At 69.9% G+C, this 17,534-nt stretch carries 11 protein-coding genes; all 11 read right to left on the minus strand.

Annotation, left to right across the window (positions count from 1 at the left end; all coding sequences use genetic code 11):
- Positions 1–20: 20 nt before the first annotated feature.
- The 11 genes from GBA63_RS19935 to GBA63_RS19985 all read right to left on the minus strand — a co-directional run bounded on the left by GBA63_RS19935 (position 21) and on the right by GBA63_RS19985 (position 17,383).
- Positions 21–2,057, minus strand: coding sequence for an ICP22 family protein (locus GBA63_RS19935; RefSeq protein WP_166178981.1), 2,037 nt, complete (start codon positions 2,055–2,057; stop codon positions 21–23).
- Positions 2,042–2,299, minus strand: a complete 258-nt coding sequence (locus GBA63_RS19940) for a hypothetical protein (protein ID WP_166178983.1) — start codon at positions 2,297–2,299, stop codon at positions 2,042–2,044. Before GBA63_RS19940 ends, GBA63_RS19935 begins: the two co-directional genes overlap by 16 nt.
- 63 nt (positions 2,300–2,362) lie before the next feature.
- Positions 2,363–3,193, minus strand: a complete 831-nt coding sequence (locus tag GBA63_RS19945) for a hypothetical protein (RefSeq protein WP_166178985.1) — start codon at positions 3,191–3,193, stop codon at positions 2,363–2,365.
- Positions 3,194–3,236: 43 nt separating this feature from the next.
- The gene (locus GBA63_RS19950) at positions 3,237–5,528 is read right to left on the minus strand and encodes a CAP domain-containing protein (protein WP_166178987.1); all 2,292 of its coding nucleotides are present in this window, start codon (positions 5,526–5,528) and stop codon (positions 3,237–3,239) included.
- Between the two features lie 128 nt (positions 5,529–5,656).
- Positions 5,657–7,198: a thermonuclease family protein gene (locus GBA63_RS19955; protein WP_166178989.1), complete on the minus strand. Its 1,542-nt coding sequence runs from the start codon at positions 7,196–7,198 to the stop codon at positions 5,657–5,659.
- A 140-nt stretch (positions 7,199–7,338) separates the two neighbouring features.
- Complete coding sequence (locus GBA63_RS19960; RefSeq protein WP_166178991.1) at positions 7,339–10,014, minus strand: hypothetical protein; 2,676 nt, start codon at positions 10,012–10,014, stop codon at positions 7,339–7,341.
- A gap of 13 nt (positions 10,015–10,027) precedes the next feature.
- Complete coding sequence (locus GBA63_RS19965; protein ID WP_166178993.1) at positions 10,028–10,312, minus strand: hypothetical protein; 285 nt, start codon at positions 10,310–10,312, stop codon at positions 10,028–10,030.
- Between the two features lie 2 nt (positions 10,313–10,314).
- The gene (locus tag GBA63_RS19970; protein ID WP_166178995.1) at positions 10,315–11,310 is read right to left on the minus strand and encodes a hypothetical protein; all 996 of its coding nucleotides are present in this window, start codon (positions 11,308–11,310) and stop codon (positions 10,315–10,317) included.
- Positions 11,303–15,145 carry a VirB4 family type IV secretion system protein gene (locus GBA63_RS19975; protein ID WP_166178997.1) on the minus strand — a complete coding sequence of 1,281 codons (3,843 nt, stop codon included), beginning with the start codon at positions 15,143–15,145 and terminating at the stop codon, positions 11,303–11,305. Before GBA63_RS19975 ends, GBA63_RS19970 begins: the two co-directional genes overlap by 8 nt.
- Before the next feature lie 7 nt (positions 15,146–15,152).
- Entirely contained in the window at positions 15,153–15,638 is a 486-nt protein-coding gene (locus GBA63_RS19980) for a hypothetical protein (protein ID WP_166178999.1), read from the minus strand.
- A 134-nt stretch (positions 15,639–15,772) separates the two neighbouring features.
- On the minus strand, positions 15,773–17,383 hold the full coding sequence (locus GBA63_RS19985) for a type IV secretory system conjugative DNA transfer family protein (RefSeq protein ID WP_166179001.1): 1,611 nt from the start codon (positions 17,381–17,383) through the stop codon (positions 15,773–15,775).
- Positions 17,384–17,534: the final 151 nt, after the last annotated feature.

The following is a 17,534-nucleotide window of genomic DNA, read 5'->3' on the forward strand; positions in this document are numbered from 1 at the left end:
CCTCTCGCATATCGCCCACGCTACGCTTCGTTGTCAGACGCGGGAAACAGCCGCCCCTGCTCAGCGGACCGACTCCCGGAACGCGCGCCCGAACGGCTACCGGCCATCCCGGGTCCCCTTGGGTTTCGGGAACGCCCTCCTCGCATGAAGCGCTCCTTGTGTTCCTCGTCGCGATCCCGCTGCCTGGCGTACTGGGAGTGCGCTTTGGAGACGTTGGCGGCCTGGCGGTCACGCTGGCCTTGCACGCGAGTCTGCTGGATCGTGCGCGCGGCGTTGCTCTTGCCTGCGCCGTCCTTGCCCGGCAACCCTTTCCGCGTCGGCTTCCCGGTGCCGGTCCCGGACCCGTCGCCCTTCGGTTTGGGCACGGACGCACCGCCGGAAGAGCGGTTCATAAGGTTCTTCGTGGCTTGGGTGATGGCGGTCTTGGCGGGGATGCCGACCGCGAGCGCGGCCCCGGTCTTCGCGAGGCTCATAAGCCCCCCGCGGCCCGGCAGTTGCACGTTGAAGGCCCACTCGACGCACTTGAAGGGCGTCTTGTACATGATCCACATTGTAATTATGGCGCCGAGCGAGACCACCGCGTTCTCGGAGACAAACCCCAAAGAGTTCGTCATGCTCCCGAAGATGGACTCGGGCGAGGTTACCGCGAGCGAGCCGACCCCGAGCTCTATGGACCAGAGCGCTGGTATCGCCGCGCTGGCGAGGATGCCGCGGAACCAGGAGCCCGCCAGCGATTGCAGGCTGGGTACGATCGAGGCGGTGAGAGCGAAGGCGCCGGAGACGAAGAGGACCGCGTAGAGGACCTTGTTGAGGAGGCACACGATGACGAGCAGCCCCCCGACCCAGACCGCCCCGATCAGCAGTATCAGATTCAGGAAGTTCGTCACGGCCATGTTGCCGATCGAGGCTTTGAAGAGCTGCTGGCCGGCGGCGTCTATGTCCTGCCCGCCCGGGTAGAAGGCGTCCGTGATGCCGCCGGTTATGCGGGATAACTCGCCCATGAACTGCGGCAGGAAGGCCAGCGCCATCGCGATGCCCATGAGGCGGGGAAGCCCCTGGAAGCCGGCGTAGGCGAGGTCGTAGTTGTCCGAGCGGACCGTCATCAGGATACCCAGGACGAGGATGCCGACCAGGATCGCCGGCCGGAGCGTCTCCACCGCGCCCTTGTAGTAGCCGAGCAGGTCGCCGCGGCCCTCCAGAGTCGGCAGGGAGAGCAGGTCCGTCTCGAAGGCCTCCGACATCTCTTGCAACGCCCAGCCGAAGGTCCAGTCCCAGATGAAGCCCATGACGCCCTTGAAGCCGTCGAGGAGGAGGCCGGTGATGCCGCCCGTGTCGCTGCCGCCATCCGAGGGCGCCGCAACGGTGGGCTCGTCGTTGGCTAACTGTCCGCTGCCCGCGAGGCACCCCTCGTACTCCTGCTTCTCCGCCATCGACGCGTCGTCCGGGGGCGCCACGCACTCGGAAGAGCCGTCGTCGGGCGAGGTGGCCTCTCCACCGGCGTTCTCGTCCCCCGATCCGTCGTCTGAACCGGTACGGGCGAGGCAGTCGTCGTAGGCTTCCTGCTGCTCGACGTAGTCCGCTCCCTCGACGGCGCCATCGCCGTCGGGAGTCTCCGGCTTGACGCACTCCTCGGGCTGGGAGGCGTTCTCGTTTGCGGCTATGGGATCGAGGCCCGTGCCGCCGGAGTCCTCCCCGGAATCGCCATCGTCCCCAGAATTGCCCTCTGTCCGCTCCAGGCACTCCTCGTAGAGTTGTTTGCTCTCGTTGTACGCCATCGCCCCCTCCACGTCTAGATCACCGCCTCCGGGCATCTCCGGCCTCACGCACTCCTCGGGGCTGACGGCGTTCTTGTTGGTGTCGTCGGTCTCCTCGAGGCCCGTCTGCGCCAGAGCCGGGGCGACGGGAAGCAGGACTAGTACGACCGCGAACAGCACGAGGACGAGCGGGCGCATCCCCGAGGAGTGCCCGAAACTACGCACGGAGGTGATGGTCGGGAAGTTCGCGGCGGGCGCTCCTTCGTGCGCCGGGAGGGTCGCGCGGCCTAGAGGGGCGTCCACTCGACCATCCTGTCGTAGAGGAACCACCCGAGGAGGCACAAGAAGAGGCCGGCGAAGACGCCCTCGGCCACCTTGGCGGCCAGGGCGTGGCGGTCGCCGTTGGTGGCGGCGACGCCCTTTATAAGGATCGCGACCATGAGCCCGACCCCCGAGGCGGCCAGGCCCACGGCCCTGAGCGTCGAAACGATCGGCGACCAGAACCCGTAGCCGCCTTGCTGGGCGAGGAACGCCAGGGTTTGCAAGGGTGCCGCGTGCTCCAGCAGGGCCGCCGCGAGCAGGAAGGTCGGGACGTGGTGGATTATGGTTTACGTCTCCTCTATCTCGTCGGTGTGCTTCACGACCCAGTCGCCCCCGGAGCGCACGAGGGTCATCTTCTGGCGGTAGGAGAGCTTCCGGCCGGTGAGCCCGCCGTCCGGGCCGTAGCCCTCCCCGGTCTCGAAGTGGGCGTAGCCGGAGGCCGTCGGACCGCCGCTCCTCGTAAGCTCGAAGCGGGAGAGGAGGGCCGCGCTCCTGGTACCGCTCTCCCCCACCTGGGCGGCGTAGCGCTCTATCTCCTTCGAGCCCGGGGACTCGTAGAAGACGGGCCAGGCCACCGTGGAGCCGACGCCTTGGTTGTAGGCATCCTCGTCGTCGCCCGAGTAGCCGTAGGCGGCCGTCACGAACCTGGCCGCGGCGAAGCGCACCCTCTCCTCGTCGGTGGGGGCGAGGTCTCCTGCGGAGGCCCCGGTGCCGAGGGGGTCGGGCCGGTAGCCTTCGGGCTCGGACGACCCTTCTTCGGTGCCCGTCCGCGATGGATCGGCCACGCCGGCGGCCGGGTCTTGTTCTGGACGCGCGCCACCCGCGACGTCGCCGTCCGGCCGCCCCCCGGCGCCGTCTTCCACGTAGGCGGTGTCGTCCGGGACCGCCTCGCGCCCGGTTTCTGGGGCGTTTCCGGTAGCCTCGCTGGCACCGTTATCTGAGGGGACGGTGCGGGCCTCCGACGGCGCGGAGCCGCCGGATTCGCCGCGCCCGCCGTATGAGAGGACCGCGTAGCTCCACGCGAGTAGGAGGAGGAAGAGGACGCCGCACGCGACGAGGATCCTGCGCCGTCCCGATTGCCCGCGCTGCCGGAAGCCTCCCTGAGGCAGACCGCTCATCTCGAAACCCCTTTCCTCGTAGAACGGATGCGGACGGCCTGGATCAACCGACGAGCCTCCGGGCGCCCATGTACTCGGGCGAGTCCCACATGGGGGTGACGGAGGTGTCCATCGTCCCCATGTTGGCGTGGATGATCTGGCCTTCGCCCGTCGAGATCGCGACGTGGCCGTAGGTGCCGTCTCCGGGGTCGTCCCAGACCAGCAGGTCGCCCGCCTGCGGTTCCCCCTCCACCGGGTCGCCGTAGTCCGCGTTCTCCGTGGGCATGTCGGGCAGCTGGTAGCCGAACTCGGCGAAGACGGTGGTCGTCAGGCACGTGCAGTCCATGGCCTCGCCGGGCACGCAGTCCTCGGGTGGGCCGAGCACGTAGGGCACGCCGAGGTACTTCTTCGCCTCCTCCACGACCTGCTGGCCCGTGGCGCTCCCCGACACGGCGCCTCCGGTCTGCGAGGGGGTCGCTCCGACGAACTCCGTGCCCATGGGGGAGGGACCGCCCGAGTTCTCGGCGACGGTCGGGACCAGGCCGAGGAGCTGCAGGGGGCGGCAGTGGGCCGGGAGGTCGGCCGTGGAAGGCGCGGGCGCCAGGGACCCCTCGCCGCCGGCCGCGCCGCCGTTATCGCGCAGCCACTCCAGCAGGGGGTACGGGTTCATCGCCCCCGAGCCGGCCTCGGCGCGCGAGCCGCTCCCGTCCGTGTACCAGCCGAGGTGCAGGTGCCCGCCGCGGCCGTCGGGGAGTACCGAGCCCGGCGGCCCTTCCCCCGTCGAGCCGACCTCGCCGATTTGCTGGCCCGCTTCGACGACGTCGCCGGGCTTCAGGCCCGTCGGCCCGTTCATGTGGGCGTAGAGGAGCGTGTCGCCGGCCTCGACCGGCCCGACGCCCTCGGTGGCCTCGACCATCACCGTCCAGCCGCCCAAGTCGTCCCAGCCCCGCGAGTCCGAGCCCGAGACGGGAACTACCTTGCCGCCCGTGATCGAGTAAATCGGGGTACCGTCCGGGGCGAACACGTCCGTGCCCTCGTGGGTCCGACCGTCACTGCGGGACGCCCCCCAGGTATCCTCGTAGTCGTCCAGGTAGTCCTCGGGGAGTGGGAATACCGCCCGGGCGTCGCTCGCGGCCTTGGGGGTGCCTCCAACGGACCCATCCCCGGCCTCGGGGACCGGCCGGGTGGTGTCGTCCTCGTCGGAGCCGAAATCCGTGACCCAGAACGAGTCGTAGGAGGCCGATCCGCCGGCGACGAGCCCGACTCCGATCGTGGTCATCTCGGGGTTGAGCATCATGTCGTTGTGCGGGGGCGAGTTGCGCCAGGCGTCGAAGACCTTCTGCCCGGTGTCCTGGCCGGCGGCGATGTTCTCGCCGTAGTGGGAGGCGTAGTAGCCTTCTCTGTTCGCGCGGTCGGTGAGCGTCGCGCCCTCGAAGTAGTAATCTGTGGGCCCGCTCACGTGCGGCTCGGGTACCTCGTAGGCGTCGTACTTCGCCATGTCGTGGGCGTAGCGGGCCGACGCCGTGGAGAGCTTGTCCGAGAGCTCTAAGGGCCGGAGGCCGTTCTCCTCTCGGTAGTCGTTGATGAGGTTGAGGGCGTCGATCTCGACGGGAGAGTAATCGGTCTCTCCGGGGCTGCCGACGGTGCCCGAGGTCTCCTCCGCGTAGGCCGGTTTCGTGGCGAGGAGTGAGAGCAGGGCGGCGAGGGGCGACCGGTTCTCGCCAGCGGGCGTCCCGCCGGAGGCCATCTCGCCGCCCTCTCCCCCACCGCCGGAGCCGCGGTACTCCTCGGCCTGGGCGACGACGTCCTGGTAGTACCATTCGGCCTGGTTGTAGGCGAGGATCGCGGAGCGGTAGTCCTGCGGCGCCCCGCTCAGCTTGAGGTAGTTGGCCGCCCCCGGGATCGCGTCCTCGGGATCGTAGCGGTCTTTTATCCCGTCGCCGTCGCCGTCCACGCCGACGTTCGCCCAGGTCGAGGCGAGGAACTGCATCGGCCCGCCCGCGCCCCACGGGTTCTCGCCGCTCGTGACACCGGGCGCGTCGAGTCGCCCGTGGTCGGTCTCGATCTTCCCTATCGCGGCGAGGATGGCCGCGTCGAGGCCGTACTCCTCCGCCACCGACTCGTAGATCCGGAGGTACTCCTCCGGGATGTCCGAAAGCGCATCCTCGCCCCACCCTTGGGAGACGTAGGAGGGGCTCGCGTAACTCGAACCCCCGCCCCCGGGCAAGGCCGTGGCGTTCTCGGCGGCCCGGGCGTCCGCCCGACACGAGGCGGTGACGGCGTTGACCGAGCTCAAGAGCACGACGACGATCAGGCCGAGCGAGAGCACGACGCCGGCCGCGAACGCGAGCAGCATCCGCCGCCCCCGGCGACTCCGAAGGACCGCTATCGCCGCCCTGGCGGCTGCCGTGGCTGCGGCAGAGACCGGCAAGGAGGCTAGCCCCCGTCCGCTTCGTTTGGCTCGAGCGCGCTCCGCACCTCCGCCTACCGCCTGTCGGGGTGCGTGGGCCCGAGGAACGCGCGTACGGCCAGAGAACCCATCGCAATTCCGCCCAGCAGGGCGACACCAAGGCCGAGGCCCAGGGTGGACAGGGACGGGCCGCCGGTCTCGGGCAGCACGGTTATGGGTGCCGTGGACGCGGTCTCTGCCGGCAGGACGCTGGTCGGCTCGGATGAGGCACTCGCCACCGGGTAAGCGCTGATCCCGGGACTAGACGGGGTCTCCAGGACGGCGGCCTCGTCACCGCCGGAAGGCGCAATGGATTCCTGAACTTTAGGTTCCTGGATCTCCGGCTTCTGAACCTCCGGCCCAGGAGAGCTAGCCTCGGATGGCGTAGACTGCTCGTACTGAGCTTCGGTCGGCGATGGTCGGCGCTCGGACCCCTCGCGGGCGAGGCCCTCCGGCGTCGGAGTCTCCTCCGGCGTGTTCTCGGCAGAGTTATTCTCAACCGGGGCGGTGTCTGAGGAAGGGGGATTCTCCGTGGTCGTCTCTTGGGTGGTTTCCTCGTCGTACTGCGTCTGGGAGGGCCCAGCGGAGGACTCGTCGTCGGCCCAAATACCAACGCCTGCTGCGCGGGCGTCCCGCTCGGCGTCCTCGAAACACTCGGCATAGAGGTCGTTGGGCTCTATCGTCAGGACCTCGGCGTAGCCTTTCTCCAACAGCTTATGGTTGAAGAGCTCGGCTTCGCCCATGCCGACCATGCGCTTGAGGCCGCCCACGAAGCCGTCATCCGGTGCGGTCCAGACGTATGCGATCAGGCGCCCGTACTCGTCGGTCTCATCCGCGCCAACCTGGAGCAGGACCTCCATCCCCTCCAGCTCCTCCGCCGTGAAGTCGGAGGCCTCCTCGGCGAGCGGCTCGGGCCTGCCGTCCTCGCCGTTTAGCTCCGGGGTGTCCACGCCGATCAGGCGGACCGTGCCGTGCCCGTCCACCTCCTCGGCCAGCTCTACGGTGTCCCCGTCCGTTGCATCCTCGATCGTCGCCTCGACGGCGTCTTCGGGCGGACCGATGGGACAAAGATCCGTCCTGGCCGGGTCAGGGCTTGCCGTACTCGTGGCCTCGCCCTCGGCGGTGCCTTCGAGTAGCGTTGTCTCTTCCTGGGTGACCTCGGCGGCCGTGGTCTCCGGTACGATGGTTTCCTCATCGTCCTTCGGTCGCCCGGGGTTGTTGGAGGGGCTGTCGCTGGAGCCACCGTTGCTAGAGCCGCCTCTGGAGGCCTCCTCTTCGCAGTCGCCGGCGGTTACGTCGCCGGCCCTGGCACAGCCGTTGCCCGCGTATGCGTCCCCCGCGGTGGCCTCGCCCGCGCCGACCTCGACGTTGCCAGGCGCGCCGGATTTACCGGAGGAGCCGCCCGCGGATGTACGGTCCCGGACAACGGTCTCTAAAGAGTTCTCCAACCCGGACGCGTCCTCCTGGGCCGAGGCGATCCCGGTCGCGGGGCCGAGCACGAAGAGGACGGCGAGCGCTAGCAGGAGCGCGCCCGTAGGCCGGCGGGACCGGACCGTGCGATAGAGAGAAGTAGGCATGGAGCTCCTCGGGGTCGTCGTGGTTTGCCGGTTTGCTCTGCGGGGTGTCCGGAGGGACGTGATTGGCGAGTGGTCCTGGCGTGAGGATAGGTCGGACACCGGCGTTCGCGCCATCTTGCGAGTCTTCGTCACGATCACCCCTATCTGCCGACGGACCGGTTGGCGGACTTGCTCACTCGCGCGACGCCGCTAGCCTGGCCGGCGGCACCTCCCGACCCGAACGGCCGTCGGATCCGGGACTCGGCCCGGACCTGCGCGACCGGTTCTTGCCGTGCCGGTGGAAGATCCGCCGCGGCGGGCTGCTCGACCGGGACGAAACGCCTTGCCGACACCTGCCGGACCGGGTCCGACCCCACCGCCGCGGACTGCGGGACGGGGTCCTGGTGGGCGGGCGCGTTCCGGCGGCCCGCAGGGGGCGCGGCCTCCCGGACATCGAACGCTCCCCCGGCCGCCGGGCGGTTCTGGCGCCGCTGCTCGCGCACCGCCGCCCGCTCGAGGGCGGCTTGCTCTACCGCCGCTTGCTCCTTGGCCGCTCGCCTGGTGGCGATGCGGACCGCCTTGCGTTCGGCTTTCCTCTCGGCCACACGCGCGGCGAAGCGTTCGGCCCGACGGGCCTCCCGACGCTCTTCGGCGCGCTCTGCCGCGGCCCGGCGATCGGTAGCGAGTGCCTCGCTGCTCCGCGGGCGGCTGGGCGGCACGTCCTGGCGGTCCCACATTGGCGGGGTACGCTGGGCGCGAACCTTCCCGTCCGCCGGCCGGGTCTCCGGAGTCGCGGTGACTTCATCGACGGCTGACTGCGAGGCCACGGGCCCCGTGTCGGACCGCGGCCGAGCAGGTTCACCGGCCGTTCGTTCCTCAGGGTGCGGTTCGGCGGACCTGTTGGTGGGTGCCGGCTCCTCCGCGCCTCCGCCGACCCCGGAGGCCGCGCCCCTGTCGCGCTGCTCGCCGCTGAACCACCCCGTGTTCTCGTGCACCTTCTCCTGGACGGCCTCCCCGCCCCCGTCGTTCTCAATGCGGCGCGACCGCTCTTCGGGACTCCCCGCGCCGGAATGGCCGCGGTCGCCGCCGTCATCTCTGTGGTCCTCGCGCGGACGTTTCGATCTCCGATCTGCGCCGCCCAGGGGAGCGTCGTCTTTCGGACGCGGATCGGCGGTGCCCTCAACGACCCGGCCGTCGCCGTGCGGGGTGTCCGCAGCGGGCCCCTGCGTGTCCGCTTTTGGAGAGGACGAGGCGGTTTCCCCGCAACCGGTGTCGGTCTGATCGCTGGGTTGTTCGTCCGGGAACTCCGGTGTAGGCACAGCCTCCTCGTCAGCACCGTCGTCCGTCGACTCCCCCGCCGGCAACTCCTCTGCGGGCGGCCCGGGCTCAGTTTCCGTTTCGTCCGACGACGGCGCTCCGATAGCCGTTGTGGGGTCGTCCTCAATATCGTCTCCCGGAAGCGCAAAGTTCGGGGGCTGTGTGATCGTCGAGTCCGCTCCCTCCGCCCCCTCCCCTGTGTCGGACTCCTGCACGACCACGACCTCGGAGATTTGCTCTTCGGAGACCTCCGCCTCGGAACCGTCTTCCGGCACGGTCACCTCCGGCGCGGACTCCTCCGGCGCGGACTCCTCCGGCGCGGACTCCTCCGACGCGGGGCTGGCGGAAGCGAGGTCGTCCGGGCCGTCGTCCTTGGGCGGAGGCGAAGACGTTGGCGCGAGGGCGACGTCGCCGCTCTCGCCGCTCGTCGGGCCGGTATCGGGCGTCGTGGCCGGATCGTCGTAGGCTGGCTCCTCCGCCGGCTCTGGATTCGAAGCCGGGTCTTCGTATGCTGTTTCGTCCGCGGGCCCGGGGCTCGCGACCGGCACCGCGTCCGTCCCGGCGAGCTCCCCGCCGTCGTCCTCGGGTTCCTGGATTTCTTCGTCCTGGGTTTCCGGTTCCTGCAGCTTGGGTTCCTGGATCTCCTCTTCCTGCGTTTCGGGCTCGGCAGAAGGCTCCGGGGTTGGCACGGGCCCGGAGATCGGTCCCATGGCGCCGTAGTCCGGCTCGGTGTCGAGGGAGATCTCCGGAGCCGGAGAAGCGTCCTCGCTCGGCGCGGCGGCAAGCTCCGTCTGAGCCGGCGCCGTCTGCGTCGGGACCTCGAGCGCAAGGCCCTTGTCGCCGCTCGGCTCCGCGACCGGCACGACGGGTTCTGGCGAAGAGGCGGGATCCGAGGTAGTTGGCTGCTCGGCAGGCGGCGCCTCGTAGTCCGCGGAAGGCTGTCCCTCCGAGGCCCGCGTGCCGTCGCCGAGCTCTGGGCGGACGGCGCCGGCCGCGGCCAGCGCGTCCTCGTCCGGTCCCCCGTCTTCAGCGGGCGCTCCGTCCTCGACCTGGGCGAGCATGGTCTCTCCGGCGGCGTAGGCCGCCTCCGCGGTGATGCCGGGTGTGTCTTCGGTGTCCGGGGCGGTCACGGAGGCGAAGGCGCCCGCCGCGTCTTGCGGGGGCGCTTCTGTGTCGTCTCCTCGCGGTCCCCGGACCCCGAGCCAGGCCAGGGCGTCCGGGGACACCGACGAGCGGGGATCGGAGTGGTGGGCCTGTGCGGTCTCCCCCGCCCGCGTGGCGCGGTCCGTAGAGACGGCCGGGGCGTCCAGGTACAGGACGGTCCCCTCCGCCCGGGCGAAGGCCTGGTTGGCGGTATGGCCCGCCAGTCCGACCATCACGACCACCAAGGCCGCCGCGAGCCGGCACCTGCGGGTGCCGATCCCGAACAGGGTAGCTACCGTCTGGGCAGCGCCGGGCTTGCGCGACGATGGCCGAACGGCTCCTTCGTGGCCTGGTTTGCTTGCACCGTGAGGTTTCAAGGGCCGTTTCCTCCTAGAAGAAAGAGTTGTTGCCGGGCTTCTTGTTCGGAGAGCGCCGGGTGAACGGGTCGCCGTCTTTCTCGATCGATGGGGTGCGGCCGAAGACGCCGTGGCCTTTGGGCATCATCGAGGGATCCTTGCCGAGGCCTTTGCCCCGCTCCATGCTCGGCCCTTTGCCGCTCGGGCCGCCGAGCTTGCGCTTCATCCGGTCGGGACCCATGCTGCTGGCCCCACCCGTCCGTCCCGGCCCCATGCCCCTGCCGGGACCCACACTCGACGGTGGTACGTGGTCGCCCACGGCTACCCTCCCTGTCTCGTGGTCCGGGTATCCTCGAAGCCGCGCCATCCGACGAGCAAGGGCACGAAGGCGCCGTTGCGGTCTCCCTCCCCGGTGGCCTGCGTCACCGGGGCGTCGTAGGAGACGCGGTAGCTGCTCTGGCCGGGGCGGACGTAGGTGCGGACGACCCTGTCGGAGCCAGCCTCGCGCCGGTCCAGGTAGAAGGCGTAGCCCGAGGGCTTCCCGTTGGCGAAGGCGTGGACGGTGCCGAGCGTCAGCTCGTCTGCCGCGGCCTCTTGCTCTTGGGGGACGAGGGTCTGGGTGGTGACGTGCAGGACCTCGCCCGTGTCCTCCTGGGCGACGGCGTAGACGCCGGTCTCGACGTCGGAGGAGCCGAGGTCGAAGCCACGCTCCAGCTGCGCGGCGGTCGGCCCGTCGAGCGTAACGGTCTGTCCCCGGCCGTCCTCCTTCTCGGAGACGGAGCCGGCCCACTCCAGGCCCGCGCCCGTGAGCGCGGCCTCCCGCCCAGACTCCCGCATGGGCTCGAACGCGACGCCCGAGTCGGTCACCGGGCCGCCGACGAAGGCGTCGGCCGGTAGTCCCTGCGCGCCGTTCGCTCCCTCAGACAGGCCGCTATCTGCCGACGATGAGTCTTCACCGCCGCCGAAGACGATCCAGAGAAAGCCGACGGCGACGAATAGCGCGACCGCCGCGATGACCAGCGGCATGGGGTTCGCGCGCAGGCGCCCGACGAGTTCCCCGAGAGGGTTGCTGCCGGGCGCGGCGGCGTCCCGTCCGGGGCAGTTGGCGCCGGGCTCGGGCATGGGGATGCGGGGCACGGTCCGGGTCTGTTCGTCGTCCGCAACGGCTTCGTGCACGCGGTCGGCGGTTAGGATCTGGCCGGTATCGTCCTCCGCGAGCGGTCCCTTGCGGGAACCCGCTCGGGGAGTCTGCTGCTGGACGGCGGTATCGTCCGAAGGCTCGCCGGTCAGCCAGGCCGGTTTCTTCTTCTCAGCCATTCGCCTCCTCCTCGGCGTCCATCTCTCGTGTGGCGGTGCCGTTCGCGGACCCGTTCGCCTTCGGGCCAGCGTCGGGCGCGGTGGGGTCGTCTTTCGGGGCGACGAGGGCGCGGGCGAGCGTTCTCAGGCCCTTGTCGGCCTGGGTGCCGCTGCTGGCCCCGGGGCCGAGGGAGTAGAGCGGCCTGAGCGGTTCGCCGTCGCCTTTGGGGAAGGTCGCGACGGGCGGCCCACTCGCGCCGGTGACGGCGAGGATGGTGCCGTTGGAGGCAAGAGTCTCCTCTGCAGCGAGCGCCGCCTCCAGGGCCTCTTCCGCGCCCTCCGTCGAGCAGGCGACCACCTCGTCGGCGGCCTGAAGCCAGTCCTCGGCGTAGGCGCTCTCCGTGCCGCCGCAGGCGACGACGCAGAGGTCGAAGATCTCGCCCGCGGCCTCGTGCAGCGAGGAGGCCGGCAAAGACCCGTTCTCCGGGGGGTGGACGACGCGCAGGGCGGAGAGGGAGGTGAGCGAGGCGTGCTCGCCCAGCCCTTCTGGGTCCGGGGAGCCGCGTCTGAGGAAGGGGTCGGGCGGGTTCGGGACGGACGCGGAGGAAAGCTTGTCAGAGAGCGCCCCGCCGCAGGCGTCGACGGCCAGGACGTGGAGGCGCTCCTTACGGGCGGCCCGTCCGTAGAGCTTCGCCACGGCCGCCGCGGCGTCTGCCGCGCCGTCTCCGGTGAAGGCGTGGACGCGCATCGGCTCCCCGCCGCGCGGCATGCCAGGCATAGCGGACTTTTCCCTGCGGCTCGCCTCGGCCGCTCCGTCCCGCTCGGCGTCCTCGACCCGCCTCTGGGTCTCGGCGCGGTTGCGGCGCTTCTCCTTGTAGGCGGCCTCCAGGCGCGGGGAGGTGTTGTAGAGCTCCTTCTCCTTCTCGGAGGCGAGCACCTCCATCGGGACGCGGGCTTGGTCCACGATCAGGTAGCCCTCCCCGGGCTGGAAGTTCAGCAGCTCGTCGATCTCCTCGTCGGAGAGGTCGTGTATGGACGCGGTCGCCCTCGCGCTCTTCTGGTGCTCGTGGCGGAAGATCATGTGCGTCGCCGCGAGGTCCAGGATCACGTTCCCCTGGCGGCTCTCGACGAACTCGTTGACCGCCTGGCTCGCAAGCCACATGCCGTTGTCGCGGGCGCGTCCGGAGCGGTACATCGTCTCGGTGAACTCCGCGCTCATCGGGAAGGCCAGGAGAGCCCACCCCTCGTCTATCCAGCAATCCGAGGGCTCGTTGCGGTTGGAGAGGACGCCGTTCAGGAACTCGAGGATGGCGTGCATGACCGGGGCCTTCTGGCGGTCCTTGACCTTCGAGATCTGGAAGACGAGGTACTTGTTCGAGAGGTCGACGTTGGTGGGGGCGTCGAAGATCTTCGAGAGGGACCCCGAGTGCCAGCTCCAGAGCTTCTCCAAGAGGTCGGAGACGATGGTGTTGGCCTCGGCGTAGCCGCGCATGATCTCCCAGAACTCTGGGAAGGTGGGCGCGGGCAGCTCGTGGGTGGCCGGGTCGTCGGACCTGATCCCCGCGTCCTCGTAGGCCTGGTAGACGGCCCGCTCGACGAAGCTGGCCTCCGCCCCCGAGAGGCCGCCGACGGCGCCGGTGTTGGTCTCGTCGGTGACGGCCATGAGGGAGACCATGCGCGTGATCTCCTGGGCCTTGCCGTCGAGCGCCGCCGCCTTCGCGGCCTCGACGGCCTCCTCGACGTCCTGCTCCTCGCCGTCCTCTTCGTCCTCGTCGCCGAAGATGTCCTCCAGCAGGTCGAGGTTCATGTAGTCCTCGTGCAGGTCGAACGGGTTGATCTTGTGCTTGGAGCCCGGCGCTATGACCGCGTAGGCGCCGCCGACGGCCTTCGCCACGCGCACGTAGCGGCTGTTGCCCTCCGGGTCGATGATCACCTGGCGGTTGCCGAACATGAGCTGTCGGGTCGAGACGCTCTTTATGACGAAGCTCTTGCCCCCGCCCGTCTGCCCGAGTATCACGCCGTGGGGGTTGACGAGCCGGCGGGTGTCGAGCGTCATGACGGAGTTGGAGCGTGTGTCCACCCCGACGAAGACGCCGTCCTCGTGGTCTATCTGCTGGGAGCCGTACGAGAAGAGGCACGCGGCAGGACGGCTGAGCATCCCGAACTCGCAGTAGCGGTCCGAGAGGTAGTTCCTGCCGAAGGGGCCGGACGAGAGGAGCCCCTCCCACGCCTGCTCGCGAGCGAGTTGGCTTGAGACGTTCCAGCCGGCCAGGGTGTCCTGGACCTCCTGGGCCATCCCGTAGAGCCGCTCCTCGGAGTCGGCCTCGACGTGGATCAGGACGGAGAGGGCGAGGTAGCGTTGCCTGCCCGAGTTGATCTCGTAGAGCGCCTGCTCGTTAGTGTACTCGGCGATCTCGCGCTGCTGCTCGGCGTTGACGTTCCCGTCGTCGGCGGTGCTCTTCGATGCCCGGAGCGCCGCGACCCTGCCGCCGAGGATCTGCTGCGCCTCCTTCTTCGGACGGGGGTCTATGAACTTCACGACCTTGACGCGGCCCTCTATGGCGTTCAGGTCGGCGAGCATCCCGAAGAAGACCTCGTCGGGCCAGCCGGAGGCGAAGAGGGTCGTGTGGTAGCGGCCCTCGACCTTGAGGAACTCGGGGAAAATCTTGGCCGTGTCGGGGGCGATCTTGTCCGCCACGAGGTCGCCGATGCCGAGCGCCGGCGGAGCCTCCTCGCGCCAGGCCTCGGCCTCCCGGATCATCTGCTCGCGCTTCTCCTCCGGGATGGCGTCGTAGCCGCCCGGGTCGAGGGAGACGTGCTCGTAGAGGGTCGGGGGCTCCTCGGAGTCCTCGTCCCAGTCGGTGGTCTGCCCGAGCACGAACGCGAGGAACTCCATGTCGGTCAGCGCGCTGATGCGGCACCCCAGCCGGACGAAGCCGTTGTAGAAGGAGTTTGCCCTGGTCGAGAGCACCCGGTAGGCGGCCTCCGCCTCCTGCTGGCGCCTCCGGGCGTCCTTCCTGGAGGCGCGTCCTCCGGGGGTCTTGCCGCCCTTGCCGAAGCCGACAAGCTTCGCGACGGCGTCGAGCGGACCGAAGCCGGAGGCACCGCCGGCGGCCCTAGCCTTCTCGGCGGCGGGGTTGTAGTGGAGGACGGCGTAGCCCTTGCGCTCGAAGATGGAGAGCCCGGGCAGCTCCTCCTCGAGGTAGGCGGCGTGCTCGGAGGCGAACCTCTTGAGCTTGCGCTCCTCCGGCGGGATCGCGGAGGCGACGTTGTTCTTGAAGCGTCGGGTGTAGCGCCCCGTCGAGCCCTCCTTGCTCCTGGTGATCTCCATCCACGGAAAGTCCAGGGAGTTGTAGAGCTCGGTGGCGCTGCGGAAGACCCGCATACGCTCGGTGTCGCCGATCAGGGAGAGGTTCTTCGGAACCACGCGGAACGCGACGACGTAGGTACCGTCGTCGCAGCGGAGCATCTCCCAGTGGAACTCCTCGGCCGGGATGAACCGCTGGACGACGTCGCGCATCGAGCGCCACCCGCCCTTCGCGTTGTCCCTGGGCCGCTTGAAGAACACGTCCGGTCGCGTGAAGGAGACGATCTTCCTCCAGATCACGAAGTCCAGGTGGTAGCCGTCTCGCGAGCGGTAGAACGCGAAGAGGAGCGCCACGGGGACGATCGGCGAGAGCCAGACGGCCGCCCGGGTGGTGGAGAGGCCGAAGAACCCCGCGAGGTAGTAGCAGAACGTGGCGAAGAAGACGAGCGTGCCGGCCAGGATTGCGGCCTGGTGGGTCTCGACGGCCACGCCCATGATCTTCGTGGTCTTGCGGGCGCCTGCCAGGTCCTTCACTACCGGCTCGCGCATACGGGGCTCAGCCGCCCCCGCCGCCGGCCGCGAGGCCCGAGGCTATGGTGAGGATCGGGGTGACGATCACGCCGGCGACGATGCACCACAGCGAGCCCTTCATCCCCATCGCGGCGTAAGCGTGGGCGTTCTCGTTGATCGAGGCGTAGCCTTTGACGAGCAGGGAGGCGACGAAGCCTATCCCCCCCACCCCGAAGGCGAGCCCCGCCAGGTAGTTGCGGACGTTGTCGAGTGTCTGGCTTATGGCGTCGCCTCCACCCTGGCCACCCTGCTGCTGGGCGAGCGCCTCCCCGGCGCCGACGCCGAGGACGACGCTTGCGACGAGGGACGCTACGAGCGCCCAGAACAGGTAGCGGGGCAGCTCCCTGTTGACGGCCGCGGCCGGCCCTCCACAGGCCGAGAGGACCTTTCGGCCGACCGATCGCCAGAACGGCCCGCGCAAGGTGTCTCCCCGGCGCCCGACCTCCGGCGTCTGCGTGTGGCGTGCTTGCATGGCGTCTTTGCCTCCTCCTGTCGTCGTGTCTGCGGTTCGATCGTTTGCCGCGGTCGTGCTCGCGAAGCCGTCCCGGTTGGGCGTCCTCGCGCGGTCGCCTCGTGCCGGCCCGCGGCGCGTAATGGGACCCGCGCTCAGCAAGGTGCGAAGGCGTCGCGGTGGGCGGCCGGGGGCGCGGGGGCCCTGCCGGCCTTCACCGGCACGGGGCGCTGCTGCCTACCGCGCCTCACGCGCGAGAGGTGCCACCAGCCGCGCGGAAGGTAGACGAGCTCCTCCTCGCTGACGCGCGGGACGGTCTGCCTCCTGCGGCCCACCGAGAACGTGCCAGGGCCGCCGAGCAGGCCCTTGCGGGTCGTGCGGTAGTCGCGGACCTCCTCCTCGGTCTGGCCGAGCATCCGCACCGCCTCCACCGCGTCCTCGCCCTGCAACCCGCCGGAGATCAGCTTGTTGCGGGCGTTGGTGGCGAGCGACTCCCTGAGAGGAGAAGGCAGCAGCGAGAACGACTGGTAGGCGAAGTTGAAGGCCACGTGACGCCTCCTGGATTGGGTAACCAGCGAGGAGAACGCGAGAGCGGCCTCGGAGTTGGCGTGCCCCAGCATTGAGTGGACCTCGTCGAGGTACGCGGAGACGGGATACCCGCCTTCCCCGCGGGCGAGGACCGCCTGGCGGAAGTACTCCATCACCCAGGTCGAAAGCATCCGGCTCGTCGCCGGCGCCGCCCCCTGCGGGACGCTCACGAGGGTGAGTCCCGGGGAGTCCAGCGCCCCCGGCAGGTCCAGCACCGGGTCTTCGGGCCCCGGCGAGAGCGCGACCTCGACGACCTCCTGGGCGAGGAGAGCGTCCATAACGGCGTGCAGGCCCGCGACAAACTGGGTGCGCTCCCTCTGGCCGTACTGGCCGTAGTAGAGGTCCTGCCAGTAACCGAGGGTTCTCCTCGGCAGGCCCTTCGCGTTCACGGTGAAGCGCTTGCCCTGGGCGTCGCGTTCGACGCCCAGGACCTTCCTGCGGAAGCGCTCGTTCTGGACGAAGCGGTCGAGGTCGGCCATAGTCGCGGCACGCCCCTCCCGCTCCGCGAAGGTGCACACGGCCAGGACCGCGTGCCTGAGGAACATGGAGTTGAAGTTCTCGAAGAACTTCTCGTCGCCGCTCGCCGCCGCCGACTGGAAGGCGACGACCGCCCTCTCGGCGGCCTCGACCTTGTCGCCGGCCAGCGGGTTCCACCTCATGGCGGGCCCGGAGCCGGCGTAAGTGAAGTAGCGGATCGGGACGCCGAGCCCGTAGGCGAGCGGTAGGAGCTTCCTGCCGAGGTCCCCCTCGGTCTCCACGACGAAGACCGAGAGCCCGTTCCTCAGGTCCTGGTAGGCGAGCCACTCCATCGTCGAGGTCTTGGCCTGGCCCATCGGCGCCACCATCTGCAGCCCCGTGAAGCGGTCGGGGAGCGGGAGGTAGAGCGGCGCCGAGCCGAACGACCCCAGGGAGCGGTGGCCGACCAGGACCTCGCCCGGGCGCCGGAACAGGGCGCGGTGGCCGAGGTCGAGGAGCGGCCCCGAGCCCTTGTGGGCGCCGGCCAGGCAGGCGCCGGCGAGCGCCAGGCCCACGGTCACGAGCGCCCAATTGGCGGGGTCCTGCGTGGCGGCCAGCATCTCCGGGCCGTGCTCGCGCAGCCTCACACCCAGCTCGTAGAAGCGGTCGCCTTGTGCGTCCTCGAGGTATTGGCTCGAGAGGCTCAGGATAGGCCTCCGCACCCGCCAAGTACTTGGGCGCCGGGCGGGCTCCCGACGTGGAGGGGGGTGGGAGCCCGCCCGGCGATCTCGTTGTTTGTCTCCGTCTGCATCGGTTCGCTCCTTTCGGGGTTGGGGCCGGGCGGCCCGTTGGGGTCTGGCGATCTGGCGTTCC

It is taken from the genome of Rubrobacter tropicus (genome assembly GCF_011492945.1).
GTDB classification, from domain to species: Bacteria; Actinomycetota; Rubrobacteria; order Rubrobacterales; family Rubrobacteraceae; genus Rubrobacter_D; species Rubrobacter_D tropicus.

Excerpts from the sequence above, each read along its gene's own strand:
- GBA63_RS19955 (WP_166178989.1), bottom strand. The coding sequence starts at position 7,198 with ATGCCTACTTCTCTCTATCGCACGGTCCGGTCCCGCCGGCCTACGGGC.
- GBA63_RS19950 (WP_166178987.1), bottom strand. The coding sequence starts at position 5,528 with ATGCTGCTCGCGTTCGCGGCCGGCGTCGTGCTCTCGCTCGGCCTGATC.
- GBA63_RS19980 (WP_166178999.1), bottom strand. The coding sequence starts at position 15,638 with ATGCAAGCACGCCACACGCAGACGCCGGAGGTCGGGCGCCGGGGAGAC.
- GBA63_RS19975 (WP_166178997.1), bottom strand. The coding sequence starts at position 15,145 with ATGCGCGAGCCGGTAGTGAAGGACCTGGCAGGCGCCCGCAAGACCACG.
- GBA63_RS19945 (WP_166178985.1), bottom strand. The coding sequence starts at position 3,193 with ATGAGCGGTCTGCCTCAGGGAGGCTTCCGGCAGCGCGGGCAATCGGGA.
- GBA63_RS19970 (WP_166178995.1), bottom strand. The coding sequence starts at position 11,310 with ATGGCTGAGAAGAAGAAACCGGCCTGGCTGACCGGCGAGCCTTCGGAC.